This window comes from Mycobacterium sp. PSTR-4-N, assembly GCF_022348085.1.
Classification (GTDB): Bacteria; Actinomycetota; Actinomycetes; order Mycobacteriales; family Mycobacteriaceae; genus Mycobacterium.
This window is the reverse complement of sequence record NZ_JAKRFN010000009.1, coordinates 117,852-139,448: the sequence shown is the minus strand read 5'-3', so window position 1 is coordinate 139,448 and position 21,597 is coordinate 117,852. Positions and strand designations below refer to the sequence as shown.

Below are 21,597 nucleotides of genomic sequence, written 5' to 3'. Positions count from 1 at the left end.
GATCTGAGATCACCATGTTTTCCGTCGCCACATCCCGGCTGCTTGCTCTGCGCGCCGACGGCGCCCGGCCCCAGAAGGCAGCCGAGTGAGCGCGAACACCGACGCCCCCGCACTGACGCTGGGGGTTCTCGCCACCTCGCGCAAGCCGGACGAACGCCGGCTGCCCATCCACCCCGATCACTTCGCCCGCATCGACCCGTCGATCCGCAGCCGGATCTTCGTCGAACACGGTTACGGGTCCCATTTGGGCGCCACCGACGAATCCCTCGCCGATGTGGTCGGCGGACTCCGCACACGGGAGCAGTTGATCGCCGACTGCGACGTCATCCTGCTGCCCAAGGTCGAAGCACAGGACCTGGCTGAGTTCCGGGAGCGGCAGATAGTCTGGGGCTGGCCGCATCTGGTCCAGAACCCTGACGTGACGCAGGCCGCCATCGACCGACGGCTGACGATGATCGCGTTCGAGTCGATGAACCACTGGAACGCCGACGGCAGCTTCGCCCTGCACGTCTTCCACAAGAACAACGAACTCGCGGGGTACTGCTCGGTCCTGCACGCGCTGTCCCTGATCGGTGTCACCGGGAACTACGGCCGGCGTCTCAGTGCGGCAGTCATCGGCTTCGGCGCGACCGCCCGCGGCGCCGTCACCGCGTTGAACGCCCACGGTGTCGACGAGGTCCGCGTGCTGACCAACCGGGATGTCGCGGCCGTCGCCGCACCGATCCCGTCCACCGAGATCCTGCAGATGGGACACGACGACGACGCCCCGCCGGAGGCGACGTGGGTCGACACCGGCGATGACGGTGTCATCCCCGTCGCGAGACTGCTCGCCGACCACGACATCGCCGTCAACTGCGTGCTGCAGAACCCCACGAGCCCGTTGATCTTCGCCACCGACGACGACCTGGCCGACTTCACGCCCGGAAGCCTGATCGTCGACGTGTCCTGCGACGCCGGCATGGGTTTCAGCTGGGCGCAGCCCACGTCGTTCGCCGATCCGCTTCGGCTGTTGGACAACGGCATTCACTACTACGCGGTCGACCACAGTCCGTCCTACCTGTTCAACTCCGCGACTTGGGAGATCAGCGAGGCGCTGCTGCCGCATCTGGAGACGGTCCTGGGCGGGCCGGCGGAGTGGGAGGGCAGCGCCACCATTGAGCGCGCCGTCGAGATGCGCGACGGGGTCGTGCTCAACGACGAGATCCTGTCGTTTCAGCACCGCGCCGACACCTACCCGCACGCGCGAAAGAGTTAGGTCCTACGGACCCCCCTTCCAGTGCTCGATGCGGTGGTGATCCGGCAGGAAGCCGTGCCGGGTCCCCCACAGCACCGCCTGCGTTCGGCTCTCGACGTCGAGCTTGCGGTACAGCGAGCGGATGTAGGACTTCACCGTGTTCGGGCTCAGGTACGTCAACCGCGCGACGTCGGCGTTGCTCTTGCCCTGCGTGATCAGGGCCAGGATCTCGGCCTCCCGGTCGCTGAGGCCCTCGCCGCGGCCGGGCCAGTCGTTGCCCGGCGCGGGCCGGCTGCGTGGCGGCGACTCGCTGATCACCGTCTCGCCGCGGTGCACCGCCTCCAGCGCGGCCACCAGCTCGCGCGCCGGCAGGGTCTTCGACAGATAGCCGTGCGCGCCGCGCTCCCGCGCACTGGATATCAAGTCAGGGTGAAAGTTCCACGTGTACACCACAACTCGACGCGCACACGGGTTGGCAACCAGGACGCCGATCTCCTCGTGGTCGGACTCCGGTTGGGCGAAGCTGTCATAGAGCGCGATGTCGACCGTGTCCTTCAGCGGCGTGCTCGCATCGAGCTCCGCAACCACGACGCGATCCCGGTAGGGCTCGAGCATGTTGGCCACACCCTGGACGACGACGTCATAGTCGTCGATCAACGCCACGGTGATGGGCTCGGACACGGCGCCGACATTACCTCCTTAGGGGTGTACCGCCACACCCTTGGGGGTGGTCGACTGAACGTGGTCGAACGGCCGAAACTCCCTCTACGGAAGGATCGATCATGATCATTCTCGGCATCATCGCCGTCATCGCAGGGCTGCTACTGAAGATCTCCATCCTCACCACGATCGGGGTCATCCTCCTCGTCGTCGGGGCCGTTTTCGCGGTCCTCGGCTCCACCGGACGCGCCGTCGGCGGCCGGCGTCACTACTTCTGACCTCCGACCTGGGCCGCGTGGCGCCGGTCACAAACTGACGTTTGCGTAGACCACGCCACGGTTACCCGACGTGCACGAAAGGAGTTCGAAATGCCTACCTGGCAATGGATTTTGATTGCCGCAGCAATCATCGTGGTGATCGTGCTGGTGGCGCTGGCAGTGCGTTCCCGCAGCGGACGCACAAGTAGTGAAGACCTCAAGGCCCACTTCGGACCGGAGTACGACCGGACCGTGCAGCGCACCGGTGACCCCAAAGCGGCGGAGAAAGAACTCGCCAACCGGGCCCGCAAGCGCGACAAGCTCGACATCGTGGCGCTGTCCCCCGTGGCGCGCAACGATTTCGAAGTGCGATGGGCACAGGTCCAGACGGAGTTCGTCGACGATCCCGCTCGCGCCGTCGGTACCGCCGACCTGCTCGTCACCGAGGTGATGCGCCAGCGCGGCTACCCCGTCGACGACTTCGAGCGCCGTGCAGCCGACATCTCCGTCGACCACCCGCACATCGTCGAGAACTACCGGGCAGCACACAGCGTGCACACCGCGCAGGAGCGCGGAGAGGTCAACACCGAACGCCAGCGGGAAGCCTTCGTGCACTACCGCGCCCTGTTCGAGCGACTTCTCGACACCACCGATAACGACACCTCGAAGGAGGCGCGCGCATGACCACCCACGATCAACACGCGGACCAGTCGCGGCAGTTCGCGACGGAGAATCCGAACTACATTCCGGAGGACCAGGTCGCCCCGACGCGCGACGACGTCACCGCGACCCACGGCGCCGGCCCGCCCACTGCGCCGATGGATCCCCAGGTCGCGGGCGCACAACACCACCCCGACCAGCATCACGGAGAAGAGCACCACGACGGGCGCGAAACCGATCCCGAGGCCGGGCTTTTCGCGCACGACGAACTCGCCGGTCTGCGCGCCCGGTGGGACGCGGTCCAGGCCAGCTTCGTCGACGATCCCAAGGACTGCGTGCAGAAGGCCGACAGTCTGGTGGCCGATCTGGTGCAACAGCTGACCACCGGCTTCGGGCAGGCCCGCTCGCGGCTCGAAGACCAGTGGAGCCGCGGTGAGCAGGCCTCGACCGAGGACCTGCGCGTCGCGCTCAAGCGCTACCGCAGCTTCTTCGAGAGGCTTCTGACGGTCTGAGCGAGCGCCGAGGCGGCGGGCTGCGTGCCCGCCGCCTTCGGCATGACTATTGTTGCCCGCATGCACGATTCGCTGTGGACCGCAGCCACCCAGCATCCGTTTCTCGACGCGGTGCGAGACGGCACCATCCACGCCGACGCGTTCGACCGTTGGCTGGTCCAGGATTCGTTGTTCGTCACCGATCTGCTGGCGTTCCAGGCGCGGCTGTTGGCGCGGGCTCCCCGCCCGGCGCAGGGGGTGCTCGCCGGCGGATGCGTGGCCCTGGTCGCCGAGTTGGACTGGTTCGACGACAAAGCGGGTGAACGCGGGCTCGACATGCTGCAGCCCGCACTACCGGCGACGCTGGCGTACCGGGATCTGCTCTTCCGCCTGGACGCGGCGCCGGCGGCCGCCGCGCTGACAGCGCTGTGGGTGATCGAGAGGGTCTATCTGCTCGCCTGGTCCCATGCGAAGTCCGACGACTCCCCGTTTGCCGAGTTCGTCCAGCACTGGACCGTGCCGGAGTTCGCCGACTACGTCAGCGGACTCGAGAGTGTGGCCGACGCCGACGCGCATGGCGACCTCGTCCGCGAGGTCCTCGACCACGAGATCGCGTTCTGGGACATGGCATTGGAGCGCTAGCAGGTCACGCCCGAAACGCCGATCCCCGCTCCCGGTCGAGGTAGGTGTCGGCCTTGTTGCGCAGGAAGAACACGTACACGATCAACGAGATCGCGATACAGACCGTGACGTAGCCGATGAACAACGGCACCTGGTCGCGTTCCCTGAGCGCCTGGTAGATGAGCGGCGCCGTGCCCCCGAACATCGAGTTGGCCAGCGCATAACCGACGCCCACACCGAGGGCCCGAATGTGCGCGGGGAACAGTTCTGACTTCACCAGCGCATTGATCGAGGTGTAACCGGTCAAGATGATGTACCCCGCGGCCACCAGCGCGAAAGACGTCAACGGAGAACGCGTCTCGGGCAGGTAGGTGATCAGCACATAGGTGTAGATCACCCCGCCGATTCCGAAGAACACCAGCATCGGCTTGCGGCCGATCCGATCGCTGATCATCCCGCCCACCGGTTGCAGCAGCATGAGGAAGACGAGCCCGGCCAGGTTGATCCACGTCGCCGTCATGCCTTCGCCCTTGTAGGCGGTCTTCACGATGGCGGGCGCGTTGACGCTGTAGGTGTAGAACGCGACCGTGCCGCCGAGGGTGATCAGGAAGCACAGCAGCAGGGGACGCCAGTACTCGGTGAACAGTGCGCGCATCGAGCCGGCACCGGGATCCTTGCCGGCTTTCGCCGCCTCGATCACCTCGTCGGACAGCGACTCGTCCATCGTGCGCCGCAGCCAGAACACCACGATCGCGGCCAGACCACCGATGGCAAATGCAATGCGCCAACCGAATTCGCGGAGCTGATCATCGTCGAGGAAGGTCTGCAGGACGAGGAGGGTGAACTGGGCGAGCACGTGTCCGCCGACCAGCGTCACGTACTGGAACGACGAGAAGAACCCGCGCCGCTCTCGCGTCGCCGCCTCCGACATGTAGGTGGCCGACGTACCGTACTCGCCGCCGGTCGCGAACCCCTGCACCAGCCTGGACAGGATCAAGATGATCGGCGCCGCACTGCCGATCACGGCCTGCGACGGCACGATCGCAATGACCAACGAGCACAACGCCATCAGCGACACACTGAACGTCAGTGCCGCCCGTCGTCCTCGCCTGTCGGCGAAGCGGCCGAAGAACCACGACCCCACCGGCCGCATGACGAACGTGATCGCGAAGATGGCGTACACGTATACCGTCGAGTTCTTCTCGGATTCATCGAAGAACTGGCCCTCGAAATAGGTTGCGAACACGGTGTAGACGTAGACGTCGTACCACTCGACGAGGTTTCCCGACGACCCCCGGATGGTGTTCCAGATCGCCCGCCGGGTCGCGGCGCCGCTCGAGCGCGGCACTGTCGTGGTGGTCATCGGCGCCCTCCCCTGTTCGCGTAGCCGGTACCTTACGCCCGATCGCTCAGCCCGAACCGTATTCCACTGCCGGCTCCCGATCGACGCCGCGACTGCTGGACAGCGTCAACCCGTCCGGTTGCACGGCGTACTGGATGCCGTCGGCAGGGTTGGTGACCCGGAACCCCGCACCCGAGCGCTGGGCGTTCTGCAACTCCAGGCTCGCGCCGTCCCGTAACCGCTCACCCCGGTAGTAGTAGCTGTCACCGGCCTTGCACACCACCGCCAACGACTGAGCCGTTCGGATCGCTGCCGCCGCCGAGTCGCCGCTGTCACAGCGGGCCGAATGCCCCACGAATCCCTGCGAATCCGTACCGGAGACCCCGCTGATCGGCTGACTGCTCGAGGTCGTCGTGCTCGGTTCCTCCGACGTCGTGGTCTCTTCAGAAGACGACGCAGACGATGCCGGCGGCGCGAGGCGCGTGGTCGGCGCGGTCCCGGTACCGCCGCCACTGAACACCAGGACGAGAGCGAGCACCACCGCGGCGGTGAGCAGCACGATCGTGGCGACCATCAGCGCGACCTGCCCCTGACTGAACCGCCGCGACGGACGCGGTGCCGCGGGCGCCGGTCCAGGCGCGTACGGCGGCGGAGTCGCATACGCCGCCGAGAACTGCCGCGTCGACGGGGGCGGCGCGGCCGGGGCGACCGGGGCGGCGCTCGGCGCGCGCTCGGCGGCCGCACCTGCGGCCCGCGCGAGGTCTCCCGCGGAGGTGTACCGGTCCCCCGGCGATTTCGCCATCCCGCGGGCCACCACGTCGTCGAACGCCCGGCTGATCCCGCGCCGCATGATGCTGGGCCGCGGCGGCGCCGAGAACATGTGTGCGCTCATCACCTGCCGCACATCGCCCGCCTCGAAGGGCGCCCGGCCCGTCAGCGTCTCGTGGAGCAGACACGCCAACGAGTACACATCCGATGCCGGCCCGCCGCGCTCCCCGCTGAACCTCTCCGGCGCCATGTAGGCGCACGATCCGACGACCAACCCGGTGGAGGTGACCGTCGCCTCTCCGCCGCCGTGGGCGATGCCGAAGTCCACCAGATAAGCGAAGTCGTCGGGCGTCAGCAGCACGTTCTCCGGCTTGATGTCGCGATGGACCAGCCCGTTGGCGTGCGCGTCATCGAGCGCCGCGGCGACCTGACGGATGATCGCGACCGCGCGCCGCGGCTGCAGCGCGCCATGGGTGCGCAGCACCTCTTTGAGGCTGGCGCCCTCGACGAGGCGCATGTCGATGTAGAGCACACCGTCGATCTCCCCGAAGTTGTGCACAGGGATGACGTGCGGTTCCTGCAGCCGGGCCGCGACCCGTGACTCGCGGCGGAAACGCTCCTGGAAGCTCGGGTCGGCGGCCATCTCCGGGCGCAGCAGCTTGATCGCCACCATGCGTTCCCGGGCCGTGTCGTAGGCGCGGTACACCTCGCCCATACCCCCGACGCCGATCACCGATTGCAGCTCATAGGGCCCGAACCGCGTCCCGACGCGTGGGGTGCTCACTGTTGGCGTCCTTTCCTCGCAGCCTGATCGTGTGACCCCTCCACCGAAAAGAAAACCTACCGGGTGAGCATCCGGCGGTGTCAGTGAGCGGTTACGCGCAGATGCCTGCGCGCCCGCAATTCGTCCTCCTCGACGAGAACGAGCATCGGCGTATCGGGCGCGCACAGCATCGTGACCAGGAAACGCAGCCGCGCATCGGTCCGGTGGTTGGCGTCCGAATAGTGAATGACGTCACCACCGGGTTCCCAGAACGCCTCCCCCGCCCGCACGATGCGGGGTGCCTGGCCCTCGAGTTCGAACACCATTTCCCCGTCGAGCACGTACCCGAAGGCCGGCCCGCCGGGATGCCGGTGCGGCGGGGCACCGGCACTACCCGCGGGGTAGTCGACGAGCACGGTCATCGCGTGGACACCGTCGCGGATGACGGGCGGCGTCACGTCCTGCAGCACCGTCAGCGCGTCTTCCCAGCCGTTGTCGTAGTGGTCGCTCATCACCGCCTCAGGCACTCATGCGATCGGTGTCGAGCGCCTCGCGCTGCGTTGCGGCGGCCAGGGCGAGGCGAAGGCGGCGCCGGGCGCGGTGGATCCGCGACATCACGGTGCCCATGGGAACGTCGAGAAGGGCGGCGGTTTCCGCGTAGGTGTAGCCCTCGATGTCGGCGTAGTACAGAACGTCGGCGAAGCCCTCGGGCAGTGTCGCCAGAGCCGCTCGGACGTCTGCGGCGGGAACGGTGTCGAGGTAAACGTCCTCCGCCGATGTCGTTGCGGCGTGGCGCGTCTGGATCTCCGCCGACAGATCGTGATCGGCTCCTGTGCCGACCGACACTTCTTGCGCCCGTGCCTGTTTGGCGCGGTACGTGGTGACCCACTGGTTGTACATGATGCGAAACAGCCACGCCCGGACGTTCGTCCCTGGCTCGAACGTGTGGAAACCGATGAAGGCACGCATCAGCGTGTCCTGCACCAGATCTTCGGCGTCGGCTCGGCACAGCGTGCGCCGACGGGCGCCGCGCTCCAACACCTCCAGGTGAGGGCTGATGTCGCGGGCGAACCGGGCGGCTTCATCTGTGTCGGGTCTCGCGGTCGGAACGATGGCGGCAATGGTCATGATGGACGCTCCTCGGAGATCGATCGCCCCGGCCGGGGCCTGACTCCACCTTCGTCGGCAGATACCGATTCCGAGCCCCAGAGACTCCGTGGTCTCGCGGTGGAACCACGTGGTGGGCGCAGGTCAGCGCAACATCGGCAACGAGCGCAGCTGGCGGCGCGACGTGATGCCGAGCTTGGCGAACACCTTCCGCAGATGCCACTCGACGGTGTGACTGCTGAGGAACAACTGCGCGCCGATCTCAGGATTGGTCAACCCCTCGGCGGCGAGCTTGGCGATCTGGGTCTCTTGCGCGGTGAGAGCCGGTGTACTCGTGGGTTGCGGTCGGCGTACCTTCTCCCCTGCCACGGCGAGCTCCCGGCGCGCCCGCTCGGCGAAACCCTGCGCGCCCATCGCGTCGAAGGCGCGATGCGCTGCGGACAGCTGCTCTCGGGCATCGTTGCGCCGGTTGGCGCGCCGCAACCACTCGCCGTACGCGAGCCGGGCCCGGGCCAAGTGCACGACGATCGAGGTGCGGGACAGGTGCTCGACGCTGCGCCGGTAGTGGTCCTCCGCGGAGGGGTCGTCGGTCAACATCGCGCGGGCGCTGCACAGCGCGCCGGCGGCCCAGTCGGTATCGCATGCCCCGGCACTGCGCGCGAAGAGCTCGAACGCCTCTTCCGCGGCCGCGCGGTCACCGGCGTGGCTGGCCGCCTCGATCAACTCGTACAGCGACCAGCCCCGGAAACCCAGATCGTCGTAACGGCAGCCGTCGCGCGCGGCGGCCAGAGCCTCCTCGTAGCGCCCGAGGCCGTTGAACAGCACAGCCCGGGCGTAGGCGGTCAAGCCGAGAAGGCGACCTTCGCCCCGCACCTGAGCGTCGTACACGGCCCCGGTCAGCAGATTCTCGGCGGTGGCGGCGTCGCCACGCCACGCGGCCAGCAGCAACGAGTGGTAGCGCACCGATCCCTTGGCACCGGTGGCCGCCATGATCGACGCCGCCTCGGACAGCAGATGGTCGGCGGCGGTGAAGTCCCCGTTGACCACGTGCACCCCGGCCCGGAACGTCAGGGCGCGGGGCATCGCGGCCAGCGATCCGGCAGAGCGGGTGTATCGCGCCGCCGCCTCCGCCAGCCGTCGCACCAGGTCCTCGTCCCAGAGCTCGTGTGCCGCGGACTCCTGCAGGACGGGGAACGCCGGGACGCTCAGCCACCGCGCCACCGAGGACTCGTCCGATTCCACCTGATCGCACATGGCGGTCAGCGCGTCCCGAAGCGTCACCGTCCCGGTCCCCGGCCCTCCGGTGAGTCGCTCGGCGATGCCTCGCAGCAGCAGGTCGACGGGTCGCTGTGCGGTCGACGGGTCCGCTGTCGCCTCGAGCGCGAGGGCACCGGCCTGGTCCAGAGCCGCAGGTTCGGCGAGTCGGCCCGCATAGATCAGCGCTGCAACAGCTTCCAGAAAGCACTCCCGGGCGCCGTAGTCATCGAGTCGGGTCAGTCGGCGGCCCGTCTCGAGCAGCAAGGGAGCGGTCTCGGCCACCCGGGGTGCCCCCGGGTCGCCGGTGCGGCTGCGTACGAACTGCATCTGCGCTCTCAGCCGGGTGGCGGTGGCGGCCTGCACCTCCGACGTGCCTTGGGATTCGGCGATGGCGAGCAGATCGTAGGCAGCCGCGGTGTCCGCGGCGTCGCGCTTGGCCACCGCGGCGGTCAGCGCCCGCTCCGCTCGCAGGACCGGGTCGGCCGTCAACACCGTCGCGCGCTCGAGAAAGGCTGCCGCAGCGGCGATACCGCCGCGGGACCGGGCCCGCGCCGCCGACTTTTCGAGGTCGGCGGCCACCTCGTCATCGGGGCCGGCGGCGGCCTGTGCTCGGTGCCAGGCGCGCCGATCGGGATCGATTGCGGTGTCGGTGGATTCAGCCAACGCGTCGTGGACGACTCTGCGGTCGGCGAGGTCGGCAGCGCGGTAGGCCGCCGACCGCATCAACGGATGGGCGAACCGCATCCGGGGACCGAACTCGATCAGGCCTTCGCCCTCCGCCGGGCCGAGCTCGGAGATCGCGACACCCAGGCGTGCGGCAGCGCGCAGGAACAACGCAGAGTCGCCGACCGGTTCGGCCGCCGCAAGCAGGAGCAATTGCCTGGTCGCGGCAGGAAGCGCACGGATACGCCGGACGTAGGTCTGCTCGACGGCCGCCGGTGACGAGCGTTTGCCGGCAATCCAGAAGCCACCCGACAGTTCGGCAGCCGACATGCTGTGCGGCACTTCGAGAATCGCCAGCGGCAGTCCCCGGGTTTCGGCCACCACCCTGTCGCGAACTCGCGGATCGATACCGCCCGGCATCACCGAGTCCAGCAGGTCCCGCGCGGCTGCGTCGGAGAGTCCGGCGACGACCATTTCCGGTAGTCCCGCCAGCGGTGCGGTCGGCTCGCGAACCGCGAACACCAGAGCGATCCGCTCGGCCAGCAGCCGGCGGGCGACGAAGGCCAGCGTCTGCAGCGACACCTTGTCGAGCCACTGCGCGTCGTCCACCACGATCAGCAGCGGTTGATCCGCCGCCGCGGTCGACAGCAGACTCAAGACCGCCAGCCCCACCAGGAACCGGTCGGGGGTGTCGCCGACATCGCGACCGAACGCCACGTCGAGTGCACGACGCTGCGGTTCGGGCACACCGCGGGACTGCTCCAGCAGCGGCGCGCAGAGCTGGTGGAGTCCGGCGAAGGCGAGTTCGATGTCGGCCTGCACGCCCGCGACGGTCAGTACGCGAAAGCCCGTGGCAGCCGACGTCAGATGACCGAGGAGCGCCGACTTGCCCGCGCCGGCTTCACCGCGCAGGACCAGGACCTCGCAGGCGCCGCCGCGGACCGACGCGAGAACGCGGTCCAGCTCGGCGCATTCGAGTCCGCGACCGTGTAGAGACACGTCCCGACCCGACATTGAACTCCGCCGCGTGTGATGGAAGATGGTGGCGCTGACCGACCTTACCGTCAGGCCGTCAGTGCGTGATCGCGGACCGCAGAATCCAGTCCTCGAATCGGGTGTCGAACGTCCGCGCACCGGCACCGGGGCACAGGGTGCGTTCCTCGAGCGCGACACCCCAGTACCGCGCCGCGGAGTCCGCGACGACGGGGCGGGTGTCACCGCGAGCGGTCAGCGCGACCCCGACCAGGTCCGGGAGCAGCACGGCGACCGGGCCGGCGATCTCGATCACCCCGTTCGCAGGCGCCCCCGTCGCGGCATCAGCGACACCGGTCGCGACGTCGGCGGCGGCCATCGGCTGAAAGTAAGCGGGCGGCAGCCGCACCTCACCGTCGATCGTCGCCGAATCCGCCAGTGTCGCAACGAACTCGAAGAACTGCGTGGCGTGGACGATCGTGTAGGGAACCGGTCCGGCGGCGATCATGCGTTCCTGTTCCAGCTTGCCCTCGAAGTAGCCGCTCTGCGGCGCGAGCCTGTCGGTGCCGACGACCGACAGCGCGACGTGATAGCCCACCCCGGCGTCGGCCTCCGCAGCCAACAGATTTCCGGTGGCGACCCGGAAGAAGTCGATGGCGCTGTCGTCGAGTACCGGCGAATTCGACACGTCGACAACCACATCGGCGCCTGTGAGGACATCCGCGAGTCCGGCGCCGGTGTAGGTGTCGACACCGGTCGAGGGTGCCGCGGCGACGACGTGGTGACCTCGATCGGTGAGCAGCCCCACAACGGACGACCCGATGCGACCGGTTCCGCCGATGACGACGATGTTCATGAAAGGGCCTTTCTGTGATGGTCAGCGCTCTGTCAGCGGGGAGAACGAGCGACGGCGTCGCGATTCATCCCCGGGCCGCACTCATGTCACGGACGAACGAGACGGTGTCGGCAAGGGGAGCTCGTCGGGTGCGCACGTCGTGGACCGACGGGTCGGCATATCCCACGCTGAGTCCGCAGAAGAGAATTAGATCGTCGTCAGGATGGACCGTCTCGCCGACTGTGGTGTGCGTCATCGACCATGCCATCTGAGGGCAGCTGCTCAAGCCCTCGGCGCGAAGGAGCAGCATCACGGTCTGCAGATACATGCCGACATCCGCCCACTGCGGCGGCCCCATCCGGCGGTCGATGTAGCAGAACATCGCAAGGGGTGCGCCGAAGCACGACCAGTTGCCGATCGCACTTCGCCGGCGTGCCTCCCAGTCGTCGCGGTCGATCCCCAGCGCGCTGTATCGCCGACGACCGAAATCGCTGCGCCGCTCCGCATACGGTGCGGGCGTCGGCGCCGGATACATCTCGAACTGCGGAGTATCCCAGGGGTCGCCAGCCGCCACACGTGCCACCGCACGCTCTTTGAGTGCCGTCAGCTCCGGTCCTCGCACCACGTAGATGCGCCAGGGCTGCAGGTTCGATCCCGACGGCGCCCAGGCCGCCGCGGTGAGCACCCGATCCACGATGTCGGGCGGCACCGGTCGCGCGGTGAAACCGCGCACTGCCCGCCGCGTCATCACCGCCTCGTAGACGTCCATCGAAAACCTCCTGTCCGAATGAATGAGTCGGCGCCAGGAACGGTGGAGCCTCCACCGGTTCATCCCCGCGCACGCTCGACCGCATGGGATGAATCTCACGGCCCCGCCCCGTTCATCGGTGTCGTCCCCGAGAAAGGAGTCGTCCATGGAGATGTCCGGGAGAAGAGCTCTCGTCACAGGAGGTACAGCCGGGATCGGTCTGGCCTGCGCGCGATCACTGGCCGATGCCGGAGCGGAGGTCATTGTCACCGGCCGCGACGTCGACCGAAGCCGTTCGGCCGCAGCGCATCCCAACATCCGCTTCGTGTCCGCCGACATGGCAGACCTGACCGCGGTGAGCGAGGTGGCCGGCGCCGGCGACGTCGATGTCCTGATCAACAACGCCGCGGCGTTTCCCGGTGCGCTGACGCTGGAGCAGGACGTGGCGTCCTTCGAGCGCACGCTCGATGTCAACATCCGGGGGCTGTACTTTATGACCGCCGGCGTGGTGGACGGCATGGTGCAGCGCGGGCACGGCAGCATCGTCAACATCTCGTCGATGGTGGCCGCGAAAGGGGTGCCCGCCGCCTCGACCTACAGCGCGACCAAGGCAGCCGTGGAATCGCTCACCCGCACCTGGGCGGTCGAATTCGGCCGCTTCGGTGTACGCGTCAACGCCGTCGCGCCCGGACCCACCCGCACCGAGGGTGTCGCCGCCGAGTGGGGCGAGGTCAACGAGGAACTGGGTCGCGCGCTGCCGCTCGGCCGTACCGGTCGGCCCGAGGAGATCGCCCAGGCCGTGCTGTTCCTCGCCTCCGACCGGGCCAGTTTCATCACAGGCGCGATCCTGCGTGTGGATGGCGGCGGATCGGCGACATGAAAAACATTTACTCCCAGGATGAGTCGCGGAGCTGCGCCGCGTTCCTGGTCGCAGAGGCGTACTCGACGCCGCAATCGAACACGAGGGAGCGAGCATGACCATCGATCACGTGGAAGGCACCACATCGGCCGGGAGCGAGCTGGTGCCGTCGCGCTACGCGGTGCAGGTCGGCGACATCGAGGTGGTGATCATCAGCGACGGCGTCCTACCGATCACCGCGCGGACGCTCGGCACGAATGCCGAACCGGCCGCGTTGGGCGGATGGCTGCAGGACATGTTCCTGCCCCCGGACGTGCTCGACTGGCCGCTCAACGTGGTCGTCGTCCGCAGCGGCGACCAGACGATCCTCGTCGACTCGGGCCTCGGACTGGAATTCCCCGGCTTCCCTCGGGCCGGTCAGACTGCCCACCGGCTGCACGACGCCGGCATCGATCCGGCGACCATCACGGACGTCGTCCTCACCCATCTCCACATGGACCACGTCGGCGGCCTGCTCAGTGACGGCCTGCGCGAGCGCCTCCGACCGAATCTGCGCGTCCACACCGCAGCCGCCGAAGCCGAGTTCTGGGAAGCACCCGACTTCTCCCGCACCGACATGCCCGAACCGGTGCCGGAGGTGTTGCGCTCGACGGCCACCCGGTTCCTCACCGAGTACCACGGCCGGCTGCGCACATTCGAGCAGCACGCCGAGGTGGCACCCGGCGTCGTGGTCAGCCGCACGGGGGGTCACACACCGGGACACAGCATCGTGCGACTGGAGTCGGGCGGTGCGCGGCTGACGTTCGCCGGGGACGCGGTGTTCGCCCCCGGGTTCGGCAATCCCGAGTGGCACAACGGTTTCGAACACGACCCCGACGAGGCCGCACGCGTGCGCCTCGAGCTGTTGCGGGAACTCGCCGCGACCGGCGAGTCCCTCGTCGCCACTCACCTACCGTTCCCGTCACTGTGCCGAGTCGCCGCGACGGACGACGCTTTTCGCGCGGTGCCGACGGTGTGGGACTACTGATCCGCTCAGCAGCCGCGCAGCAGCTCACCCAGTTCGACGTCGAAACGGTCAGCCAGGTCCCACAGGTCATCCACGAGCTGGGGGCAGGAGATGATGCCCACGTTGAGTCGGTCGCCGACCGACATCACGGTGATGTTGAGCCCGGAGCCGTGGAAGATGGGCCCCAGCGGGTAGAGCGCGGTGACCTCGGCGCCGCAGCTGTACAACGTCGCCGGCGGGCCGGCGACGTTGGAGATCACCACGTTGTGAATGGCGGTGCGGGTCAGCGGGGTACGCGACAGCATCGCCAGCATCCAGCCGTACATGTTGCGCGACAGCAGCTGCGCCAGATCCACCAGCAGAGTCGGACCCAAGGAGCCGCTGTGCTCCTTGGCCCGCCTGTTCGATGCGGCGATCGTCTCGAGGCGCTCCAGCGAGTCGGCGACGTCGGTGTGCAGGTTGCAGAACATCCCCGAGAGCTGGTTGCGGCCGGGCCGGTCCGATTGGCCGTGAACCGATGCAGGCACGACCGCGATCAGCGGTTTGGCCGGCAACTCGTCGCGGTCGGCCAGATATCCGCGCAGCGCCCCCGCGCACAACGCCATCACCACGTCGTTGACCTTCACGTCGTAGTGGTTCTTGACCTTCTTGACGTCGCTCAGGTCGAGCTGCACCAACGCGATCGAGCGTTCCGAGGTGACCTCGGCGTTGAAGCGGGTCCTCGGCGCGGTGAACGGTGCCGCCATCGCGTTGCCCGACACGGCCCGGTTGACGGTCTTGGCCACCATCGCCGCGGTCTCGGGAATCACTCGCGTCAACTGCCACGGCCGGGTCATGAAGTGGACGAACCCGTCGGCCGCGACCGCCCACGCCGGCGCGTCTCCCGGCCCCTCGACCGGGGCAGGCGGCGGCGCATCCGGTTCCAGATCGCACAGCGTCTCCAACAGGTTCGCCGCCGACACGCCGTCGACCGCGGCATGATGCACCTTGATCATGAGTGCCAGCGGCCCACCGGCGTCGAGCGCGGCCCCGTCGAGACCCTCGATGATCCACATCTCCCACAGCGGCTTGCTGCGATCAAGCGGAATGGAGGCGATGTGCCCGCACACCTGCGCCAGCTCTTCCCGCCCGCCGGGTGACGGAAGCGCGATCCGGTTCAGGTGGCGGTCGAGGTCAAAGTCTTTGTCCTGCACCCACACTGGATGGTCCAGGTTGAACTGACTGTCGCCGAGTTTGGCGCGCAATTCGGGCAGCGCCCGGATGCGGTCGCCGATGTCGCGACGAAACCTCTCGTAAGTGAACCCGCCCGGCACCGTCGACGTGTCGACGAGCACCACCGACGACACATTGAGCGGCACCGCGGCCGATTCGCTGTACAGCAGGCCCGCGTCGAGACCCCCCAGGCGTTCCACCGGTTCGAGGTACCCGCTGCGGTGTCCCCGTCAAACGCCGGGCTCGTCGAACTGCACCACCTCGCCGCGGTTGATCGACACCCAGTCCCTCGCCTGCAGGTAGGGACGGAACGTCTCGGTGATCGCCTCCTGGTCGGCAGCCGTCTTGGGGCGCTGCAGTTCGTAGAGGTGCGGGAACTCCGTCCACGCCACCACGGCATGCCAGAGCCGAAGCGCAGCCTCCCCCGTCGGCGGGTCGATCAGCACCGGCCCGAACAGGCACTGCCCGTCGGCGAAGAACAGCGTCGGCACCCCGTAGCCGCCGGCGTCGACGACCCGTCGGTGGTCGGCCAACACCTCATCGCTGGTCGTGGGGTCGGCGATGGCCTCGTCGACCAGCCCCGCATCGAAACCGAGCTCGGTGAGGAGGTGCCGGGCGACGGCGGGATCGTGGGGCTTGTGACCCTCGACGTGCAGGGCGCGCGCAGCCCGCTCGTACCAGGCGTCGACGGCAGACATCGACTGTCGCCGCAGCAGCGCCCCGATACGCATCATCGACCAGCCGTAGGACCACTCGCGTTCCCACGGGTGCTTCTTGCCCTCTCGGCGGTTGACCTCCTCGAGGCTGAAGAAGCGCCAGTTGACGGTGATGCCGGCGAGGTCGCGCACCTCCCGGATCCACCGCGACGTCTGGTAGGCGAAGGGACACATCACGTCGAAGTGGAAGTCCACCGTGTCAACAGGATTCGTCACATCGTGAACCTCAGGTTGCGGGCGGCCCGATCACCGAGTTCGTCAGCCCCGGTCCAGTGGATCCGGCCGGCGTCGATCTGAGTCTGGGGGTCGATGCGGCCGGACGCCAGTTGGATGAAGGTGGTCGAGTCGGTGGTGACCACGACGTCGGGGTCGTCGAGGTGGTCCACTGCCGTGGCTTTCCCGTCGACGCGGACGTGCAGCGTCCGGGTGACCGGGCCGGTGAGGTCGAACGTGATGCTGGTGCCGTCGGGCAGGCCGATCTTCTTGCCGACGATGTAGCCGATCGAGTTGGCCACCTGATCGAGCGCCAGTTCGGCCGCGATGCCGCCGTCGTCGGTGGACCGGCCCAGCGCGGTGGTGACGTCGCGTTCGTGCACCCAGATGTCGAAGACGCGGATCGCGAGGAAGCGCCCGTACGTGCCCGGGCCGACGGGCATCCAGGACGGCCGGTCGTAGTCCTCGGGCGACAGCGCGGCGAGGTCGCGGCGGCGCTGCTCGACGACTGTACGCATCTTCTCCGCATAGGGCGACGGGTCGGCGACGAACTCCGCCGCCCGCTCGAACGGCGGAAGCTCGTCGACGCTGTCGGGCAGCCACCCGGCCAGAACCGCTTCGACGCTGACGACGTGGTCGAACACGCCGCGCACGGTCCAGTCCGGACACAGCGACTGGACCTGCCAGTCGGCGTCACTCAGATCGGCCGCGAGCTTCTCCATCGCGGTGTAGCACTGTTCGAGTGCAGTGCGGATGTCGTCGGGGGTACGTGAGGGCATCCCTCTTCTCTAGCCGGGCGAGCGCTCCGAGGGAAGGCTTTTCGCGAACCTGTGCGCCGGCTCAGGCCGAGATCGGCTCCGGCTGGGCTTCGGTGGCCAGCGTCGGCAGCGTGATCGTCATGCCGTCGACGGTGATCCGACCCCACGAGTAGAAGTTCAGGAACTTGATGGTCGAGGTGACCAGCTGCACGGTCACCGATTCGCCCGGCTGCAACGTGTGGGCCACCTGCTCGAGGGAGAACGTGACCTCGTGCGTGTCACCGTCGAGGGTGACCGGGATCGGTGTCGCCTGGGTGCCCAGCACCAGTCCGGTCTTGTCGTCGACGATCTGGGCGTACACGTGCTTGGCGTTGCCCGTGCCGGAGTAGGTCAGCGTGAGCTCGGGCGCCCCCACGATGTGCGTGAGCTCCTGCGCCGGAGGCACTTTCAGGTTGACTGCGTTCAGAGCGGGACCTGCTGAGGCGATGCCGAGCAGTGTCTGCAGCGGTCCGTGGAAGAGGATCCGCGGGTCGGGTCCGGAGCCGCCGAGGAACGGGATGAACGGGATGGTCTTCGGGGTGTCTTCGGTCGCGGTGATCGGGGTGCCGTTGTCCACCGGGTACTTGTCGGAGCTGTACCAGACGCCGTTCTGGTCGGTCCACTCGAATTCGGGCCCCGTGGAGACGGTGTCGTCGCCCATCACGTAGCGGTCCAGCCAGTCCATCGTGCGGTCGAGGATCACCTCGCCCCTCTTGGGTTGACTCAGGCAGGCGCCGTGGCCGCCGCAGTACCAGATCACCTTGGTGATGGTGCCCGCGGCGAGGAGGTCCTTGGCGTTGGCGTCGGCCTGGCTGAGCGGGAACAGCGTGTCCACGGTGCCCTGGATCAGCAGGGTCGGCGCGGTGATGTCTTTGATCTGGTCGGCGAACCCGAAGCTCTCGACGAGGTCGAGGTCGGATTGCTGCACCTTGCCGAACAGCACCCCCATGACGGCGACGGGCAGGATCCGCGGGTGTTCGCGGGCCAACGTCAGCACCAGCACCGCAGGCAACAGGGTGCCCCATGCGCTGTTGACCGCTCCGCGGGGGAAGAGCACGTCGACGAGGTCGTTCCACGCGATCGTGGGCACGATCGCATCGATACGGTGATCGATTGCGGCTGCCGACAATTGGATGCCACCGCCGTAGGACGCGCCGACCATCCCGAGGCGGGGATCATTGGTCGTGTCCAGTTTCACGTACGGCAGCGTCGACAGGAAGCTGATGATGTGGGAGACGTCGCGGCCCTCGAGATCCGGCGAGTCCAGATGCATGATGCCGCCGGACCGCCACTCGCCGCGCGGATCCCAGGTCACCACGTTGTAGCCGGCTTCCCGCAGCCGTCCGATGCCGATAACGTCGTACGGCAACAGGCTGTCGTTCTGCAGAGCCAGCGACGTCGACCCCGGCAGGCCGAGGCCGGGGCCGTCGAGAACCGTGGGTGCTTGGCCGTTTTCGTCGAACGTCAACGACGGCATCACGTTGACGAAGATTCGGGTCCCGTCGAACGAGGTGACCCAGTAGCTCTTCGGTTGCGGCGTCCCGGGCGGGTCGAACCGGTTGAGGGGGAAGCCGATGATGGGCTGCAGGGCGTCCCCGACGAGGGGAAGGGCATGCAGCGTGCGGACGATCGGAGTAAAGACGAACGTGCCGAGCACCGGGATGCGCTGCAGCCAGAACAGCGGGGGGTGAACCTCTTCGACCGTCACGCCTTCCGGGATCGAGTAGCTGTCGGCCACCTGGCTCGTGGTCTGCGCGCCGGCGACGGTCGGCGAGGTGTCGTCGGTGACCTCGCGACCGGCGGTCACCACCGACATCACCAGCGATGCCAGTGCGGGCAGCGCCGGGTTGTCACCGGCACCCGTCTCGGCGCGCTTGGCGGCGATGCGGTCGAGCAGCGGCGTCAGCGCGCGGGCCGGCTCGTCCGAAGCCGGCTCTGCCACCTCGGGTTCGGCGCGGGCGAGCTCCGGCTTCTTCACCCAGAACGGCTTGTGCACCACCGAAGGCACATCGGCGACAGCCGATCCGGCGGGCGCCACCTCGGGTTCGGTGACGGTGTCTGCCGGCCGGGTGTCGGGCGTCTCGTCGGCCCGTGCCTTGTCGGCTCGCGTCTCGGAGATGGACGTGGCGAGCTTGTGCCGTGTGCGGACGGGCCTGGTGTCCGCATCCGGCTTCTCGTCGTCGGTGGCGCGCGCTGAGGTCGTGGACTCATCAGGGCGGTTGACTGTGGGCTTCTGGCGCGACGCGTCCGACGTCTTCGAGTTCCGCGACGACTTCGACGTCTGGGACGGCTTCGACGTCTGGGAGGTCTGGGAAGTTTTGGCGGCCGATCCGCCGGACGTGCCCGACGAGTCGCCACCGTCGTCGGCTGCCGCAACGCCCGCACCGGCGAGAACCGCGACTCCGATCCCGAGCGCTACTGCCAATCCCCCGACACGACCCACACACGACCCGGCACCCATGCGTCAGTCTTACCGTGCGGTCCGCACGCGGTGGGAGCGTTTCGCCGCTTTCTTACCGATGAGTCAGATCCCGGGTTTCCGGCGACGGAACCCGTGGCGTTTCGCGAAACGCGCGACGGATATCGCGCGCGTCCCCGGAACTGGGCGTCGCGGTCCGTACAGTCGGAGACCACACACACATCTGGGCACCCCAGGGGAGGTCAACCCCGCGCAGGTCGTACTCCAGCGGCTCACCCACCACACAGACCTACGCCTGAGGGGCTGTCTTGAGCCAGTTCACCGAGACCATGTACGACAACGCCCGCCGAAGCGTGCGGGCATTCATCACCGGCGAACCCGACGCGCCACTGCGCCAGTCGTGGTTGGAGGTGCACGACCGAGCCGCCCGCATCGCGGGAGGACTTGCCGCGGCCGGCGTCGGGCCCGGCGACGCCGTTGCCGTCCTCGCCGGCGCACCCGTTGACATCGCGCCCACCGCACAAGGCATTTGGATGCGCGGCGCCAGCGCGACGATGGTGCACCAACCGACACCACGCACCGACCTCAACCGCTGGGCGGACGAGACGATCACGGTCATCCGCATGCTGGCGGCAAAGGCGGTCGTCGTCTCCGAACCTTTCCTGGCCGCGATCCCCGTCCTCGCCGGACTCGGGGTGACGGTGGTGACCGTCGATGCCTTGCTGGGCCACGATCCCGTGCGCCCGGTCGACACCGATGACGACGATCTCGCGCTGCTGCAGCTGACCTCCGGCTCGACCGGATCCCCGAAGGCCGTGCGAATCACGCACGCCAACATCGTCGCCAACGCCGCGGCGATGACGACAGCGTGCGATTTCGACCTCGACACCGACGTGATCGTCAGCTGGCTGCCGTGCTTCCACGACATGGGAATGACCGGATATCTGACGGTGCCGATGTACTTCGGCGCCGAACTGGTCAAGGTCACACCCATGGACTTCCTGGGCGACACACTTCTGTGGCCTCGGCTGATCTCCAAGTACCGCGGGACGATGACCGCTGCGCCCAACTTCGCCTACACCCTGTTGTCCAAGCGACTGCGTCGCCAGGCCGAGCCCGGGGCGTTCGATTTGTCGTCCCTGCGGTGGGCGTTGTCGGGCGCCGAGCAGGTGGACCCCCTCGACGTGGCAGAGCTCTGCGATGCCGGGGCACCGTTCGGCCTGCATCCCGGGGCCATCATCCCGGCCTACGGGATGGCCGAGACGACGGTCGCCGTGTCGTTCTCCCAGTGCGGCGGCGGGATGGTCGTCGACCATGTCGACGCCCATCTGCTGTCTGCGCTGCACCGCGCCGTTCCGGTCACGAAAGGTACTGCCCGACAACTTGTTTCACTGGGTCGCCCATTGGACGGGATGGACATCCGTGTCGTCGACGACGACGGCGCCGAGGTGCCCACCCGCGGCGTCGGTGTCATCGAGGTGCGAGGCGCAGCGGTCACGAGCGGCTACACGACCGTCGCCGGCTTCATCTCCGCCCAGGACGAACTCGGCTGGTACGACACCGGCGATTTGGGCTACCTCACCGAGACCGGTGAGATCGTGGTGTGCGGACGCCTCAAGGACGTGATCATCATGGCGGGGCGCAACATCTACCCCACCGATATCGAGCGCGCCGCCGCCCGCGTCGAGGGCGTGCGCGCAGGCTGCGCGGTGGCGGTACGACTCGACGCCGGGATGTCACGAGAGACGTTCGCAGTTGCCGTGGAGTCCAAGGACTTTCACGACGCCGAGCAGGTCCGCCGAATGCAGCGTCGGGTCGCCCACGAGGTCTTCGCGGAGGTGAACGTGCGGCCGCGCAACGTCGCGGTTCTGGCGCCGGGGACGATCCCCAAGACGGCGTCGGGCAAGCTACGCCGTGCGCATGCACTGGCCCTGGTCAGCTAGCGAGGTGCTGCCCTGGGGGTGAGCCCGAGGGGGGCCGGAAAACGAAAAGTGGGC

20 protein-coding genes are annotated in these 21,597 nt (G+C 68.1%); 8 read left to right on the top strand and 12 right to left on the bottom strand.

All coding sequences use genetic code 11. The features are described from left to right. Positions 1-85: 85 nt before the first annotated feature. Positions 86-1,255, top strand: coding sequence for a N(5)-(carboxyethyl)ornithine synthase (locus MHN84_RS14915; protein ID WP_241205309.1), 1,170 nt, complete (start codon positions 86-88; stop codon positions 1,253-1,255). A gap of 3 nt (positions 1,256-1,258) precedes the next feature. On the opposite strand, the gene MHN84_RS14910 is transcribed toward MHN84_RS14915, so the two are convergent. Continuing rightward, positions 1,259-1,915, bottom strand: a complete 657-nt coding sequence (locus MHN84_RS14910; RefSeq protein WP_241205308.1) for a response regulator transcription factor — start codon at positions 1,913-1,915, stop codon at positions 1,259-1,261. 101 nt (positions 1,916-2,016) lie between these two features. On the opposite strand from MHN84_RS14910, the gene MHN84_RS14905 reads away from it, so the two are divergent. From MHN84_RS14905 to MHN84_RS14890, 4 genes are all read left to right on the top strand, one after another. Next, positions 2,017-2,172 carry a DUF6131 family protein gene (locus MHN84_RS14905; protein ID WP_241205307.1) on the top strand — a complete coding sequence of 52 codons (156 nt, stop codon included), beginning with the start codon at positions 2,017-2,019 and terminating at the stop codon, positions 2,170-2,172. Positions 2,173-2,262: 90 nt separating this feature from the next. Beyond that, on the top strand, positions 2,263-2,835 hold the full coding sequence (locus MHN84_RS14900; protein ID WP_241205306.1) for a hypothetical protein: 573 nt from the start codon (positions 2,263-2,265) through the stop codon (positions 2,833-2,835). After that, complete coding sequence (locus MHN84_RS14895) at positions 2,832-3,323, top strand: hypothetical protein (RefSeq protein WP_241205305.1); 492 nt, start codon at positions 2,832-2,834, stop codon at positions 3,321-3,323. Before MHN84_RS14900 ends, MHN84_RS14895 begins: the two co-directional genes overlap by 4 nt. Before the next feature lie 60 nt (positions 3,324-3,383). Beyond that, complete coding sequence (locus MHN84_RS14890) at positions 3,384-3,944, top strand: TenA family transcriptional regulator (RefSeq protein WP_241205304.1); 561 nt, start codon at positions 3,384-3,386, stop codon at positions 3,942-3,944. A gap of 4 nt (positions 3,945-3,948) precedes the next feature. Here the strand turns inward: MHN84_RS14890 and MHN84_RS14885 are convergent, their stop codons facing one another. The 7 genes from MHN84_RS14885 to MHN84_RS14855 all read right to left on the bottom strand — a co-directional run bounded on the left by MHN84_RS14885 (position 3,949) and on the right by MHN84_RS14855 (position 12,399). Next, positions 3,949-5,286 carry an MFS transporter gene (locus MHN84_RS14885; protein ID WP_241205303.1) on the bottom strand — a complete coding sequence of 446 codons (1,338 nt, stop codon included), beginning with the start codon at positions 5,284-5,286 and terminating at the stop codon, positions 3,949-3,951. Between the two features lie 46 nt (positions 5,287-5,332). Continuing rightward, a complete protein-coding gene (locus MHN84_RS14880; RefSeq protein WP_241205302.1) occupies positions 5,333-6,817 on the bottom strand; it encodes a serine/threonine-protein kinase in 1,485 nt (494 codons plus the stop codon). Between the two features lie 80 nt (positions 6,818-6,897). Next, the gene (locus MHN84_RS14875) at positions 6,898-7,308 is read right to left on the bottom strand and encodes a cupin domain-containing protein (RefSeq protein ID WP_241205301.1); all 411 of its coding nucleotides are present in this window, start codon (positions 7,306-7,308) and stop codon (positions 6,898-6,900) included. Positions 7,309-7,315: 7 nt separating this feature from the next. Next, a complete protein-coding gene (locus MHN84_RS14870) occupies positions 7,316-7,924 on the bottom strand; it encodes a sigma-70 family RNA polymerase sigma factor (protein ID WP_241205300.1) in 609 nt (202 codons plus the stop codon). Between the two features lie 123 nt (positions 7,925-8,047). Further along, on the bottom strand, positions 8,048-10,837 hold the full coding sequence (locus tag MHN84_RS14865) for a helix-turn-helix transcriptional regulator (protein WP_241205299.1): 2,790 nt from the start codon (positions 10,835-10,837) through the stop codon (positions 8,048-8,050). A gap of 58 nt (positions 10,838-10,895) precedes the next feature. Next, positions 10,896-11,651, bottom strand: coding sequence for an SDR family oxidoreductase (locus tag MHN84_RS14860; RefSeq protein ID WP_241205298.1), 756 nt, complete (start codon positions 11,649-11,651; stop codon positions 10,896-10,898). Between the two features lie 64 nt (positions 11,652-11,715). Continuing rightward, positions 11,716-12,399 (bottom strand): nitroreductase, encoded by a 684-nt coding sequence (locus MHN84_RS14855; RefSeq protein ID WP_241205297.1) that lies wholly within the window; start codon positions 12,397-12,399, stop codon positions 11,716-11,718. A 145-nt stretch (positions 12,400-12,544) separates the two neighbouring features. On the opposite strand from MHN84_RS14855, the gene MHN84_RS14850 reads away from it, so the two are divergent. Together MHN84_RS14850 and MHN84_RS14845 are read left to right on the top strand one after the other, a co-directional pair. Further along, entirely contained in the window at positions 12,545-13,258 is a 714-nt protein-coding gene (locus MHN84_RS14850) for an SDR family NAD(P)-dependent oxidoreductase (RefSeq protein WP_241205296.1), read from the top strand. Positions 13,259-13,352: 94 nt separating this feature from the next. Beyond that, positions 13,353-14,264: an MBL fold metallo-hydrolase gene (locus MHN84_RS14845; protein ID WP_241205295.1), complete on the top strand. Its 912-nt coding sequence runs from the start codon at positions 13,353-13,355 to the stop codon at positions 14,262-14,264. Between the two features lie 5 nt (positions 14,265-14,269). Here MHN84_RS14845 and MHN84_RS14840 read toward each other — a convergent pair whose 3' ends face one another. From MHN84_RS14840 to MHN84_RS14825, 4 genes are all read right to left on the bottom strand, one after another. Next, positions 14,270-15,655, bottom strand: coding sequence for a wax ester/triacylglycerol synthase family O-acyltransferase (locus tag MHN84_RS14840; RefSeq protein ID WP_241205294.1), 1,386 nt, complete (start codon positions 15,653-15,655; stop codon positions 14,270-14,272). Positions 15,656-15,685: 30 nt separating this feature from the next. After that, on the bottom strand, positions 15,686-16,387 hold the full coding sequence (locus tag MHN84_RS14835; RefSeq protein WP_241205293.1) for a DsbA family protein: 702 nt from the start codon (positions 16,385-16,387) through the stop codon (positions 15,686-15,688). Continuing rightward, positions 16,384-17,163 carry a maleylpyruvate isomerase family mycothiol-dependent enzyme gene (locus MHN84_RS14830; RefSeq protein ID WP_241205292.1) on the bottom strand — a complete coding sequence of 260 codons (780 nt, stop codon included), beginning with the start codon at positions 17,161-17,163 and terminating at the stop codon, positions 16,384-16,386. Before MHN84_RS14830 ends, MHN84_RS14835 begins: the two co-directional genes overlap by 4 nt. A 61-nt stretch (positions 17,164-17,224) precedes the next feature. Beyond that, positions 17,225-19,606 (bottom strand): CocE/NonD family hydrolase, encoded by a 2,382-nt coding sequence (locus tag MHN84_RS14825; RefSeq protein ID WP_308192947.1) that lies wholly within the window; start codon positions 19,604-19,606, stop codon positions 17,225-17,227. A 302-nt stretch (positions 19,607-19,908) separates the two neighbouring features. On the opposite strand from MHN84_RS14825, the gene MHN84_RS14820 reads away from it, so the two are divergent. After that, positions 19,909-21,543, top strand: a complete 1,635-nt coding sequence (locus tag MHN84_RS14820) for a fatty acyl-AMP ligase (RefSeq protein ID WP_241205290.1) — start codon at positions 19,909-19,911, stop codon at positions 21,541-21,543. The last annotated feature ends 54 nt before the right edge of the window (positions 21,544-21,597 follow it).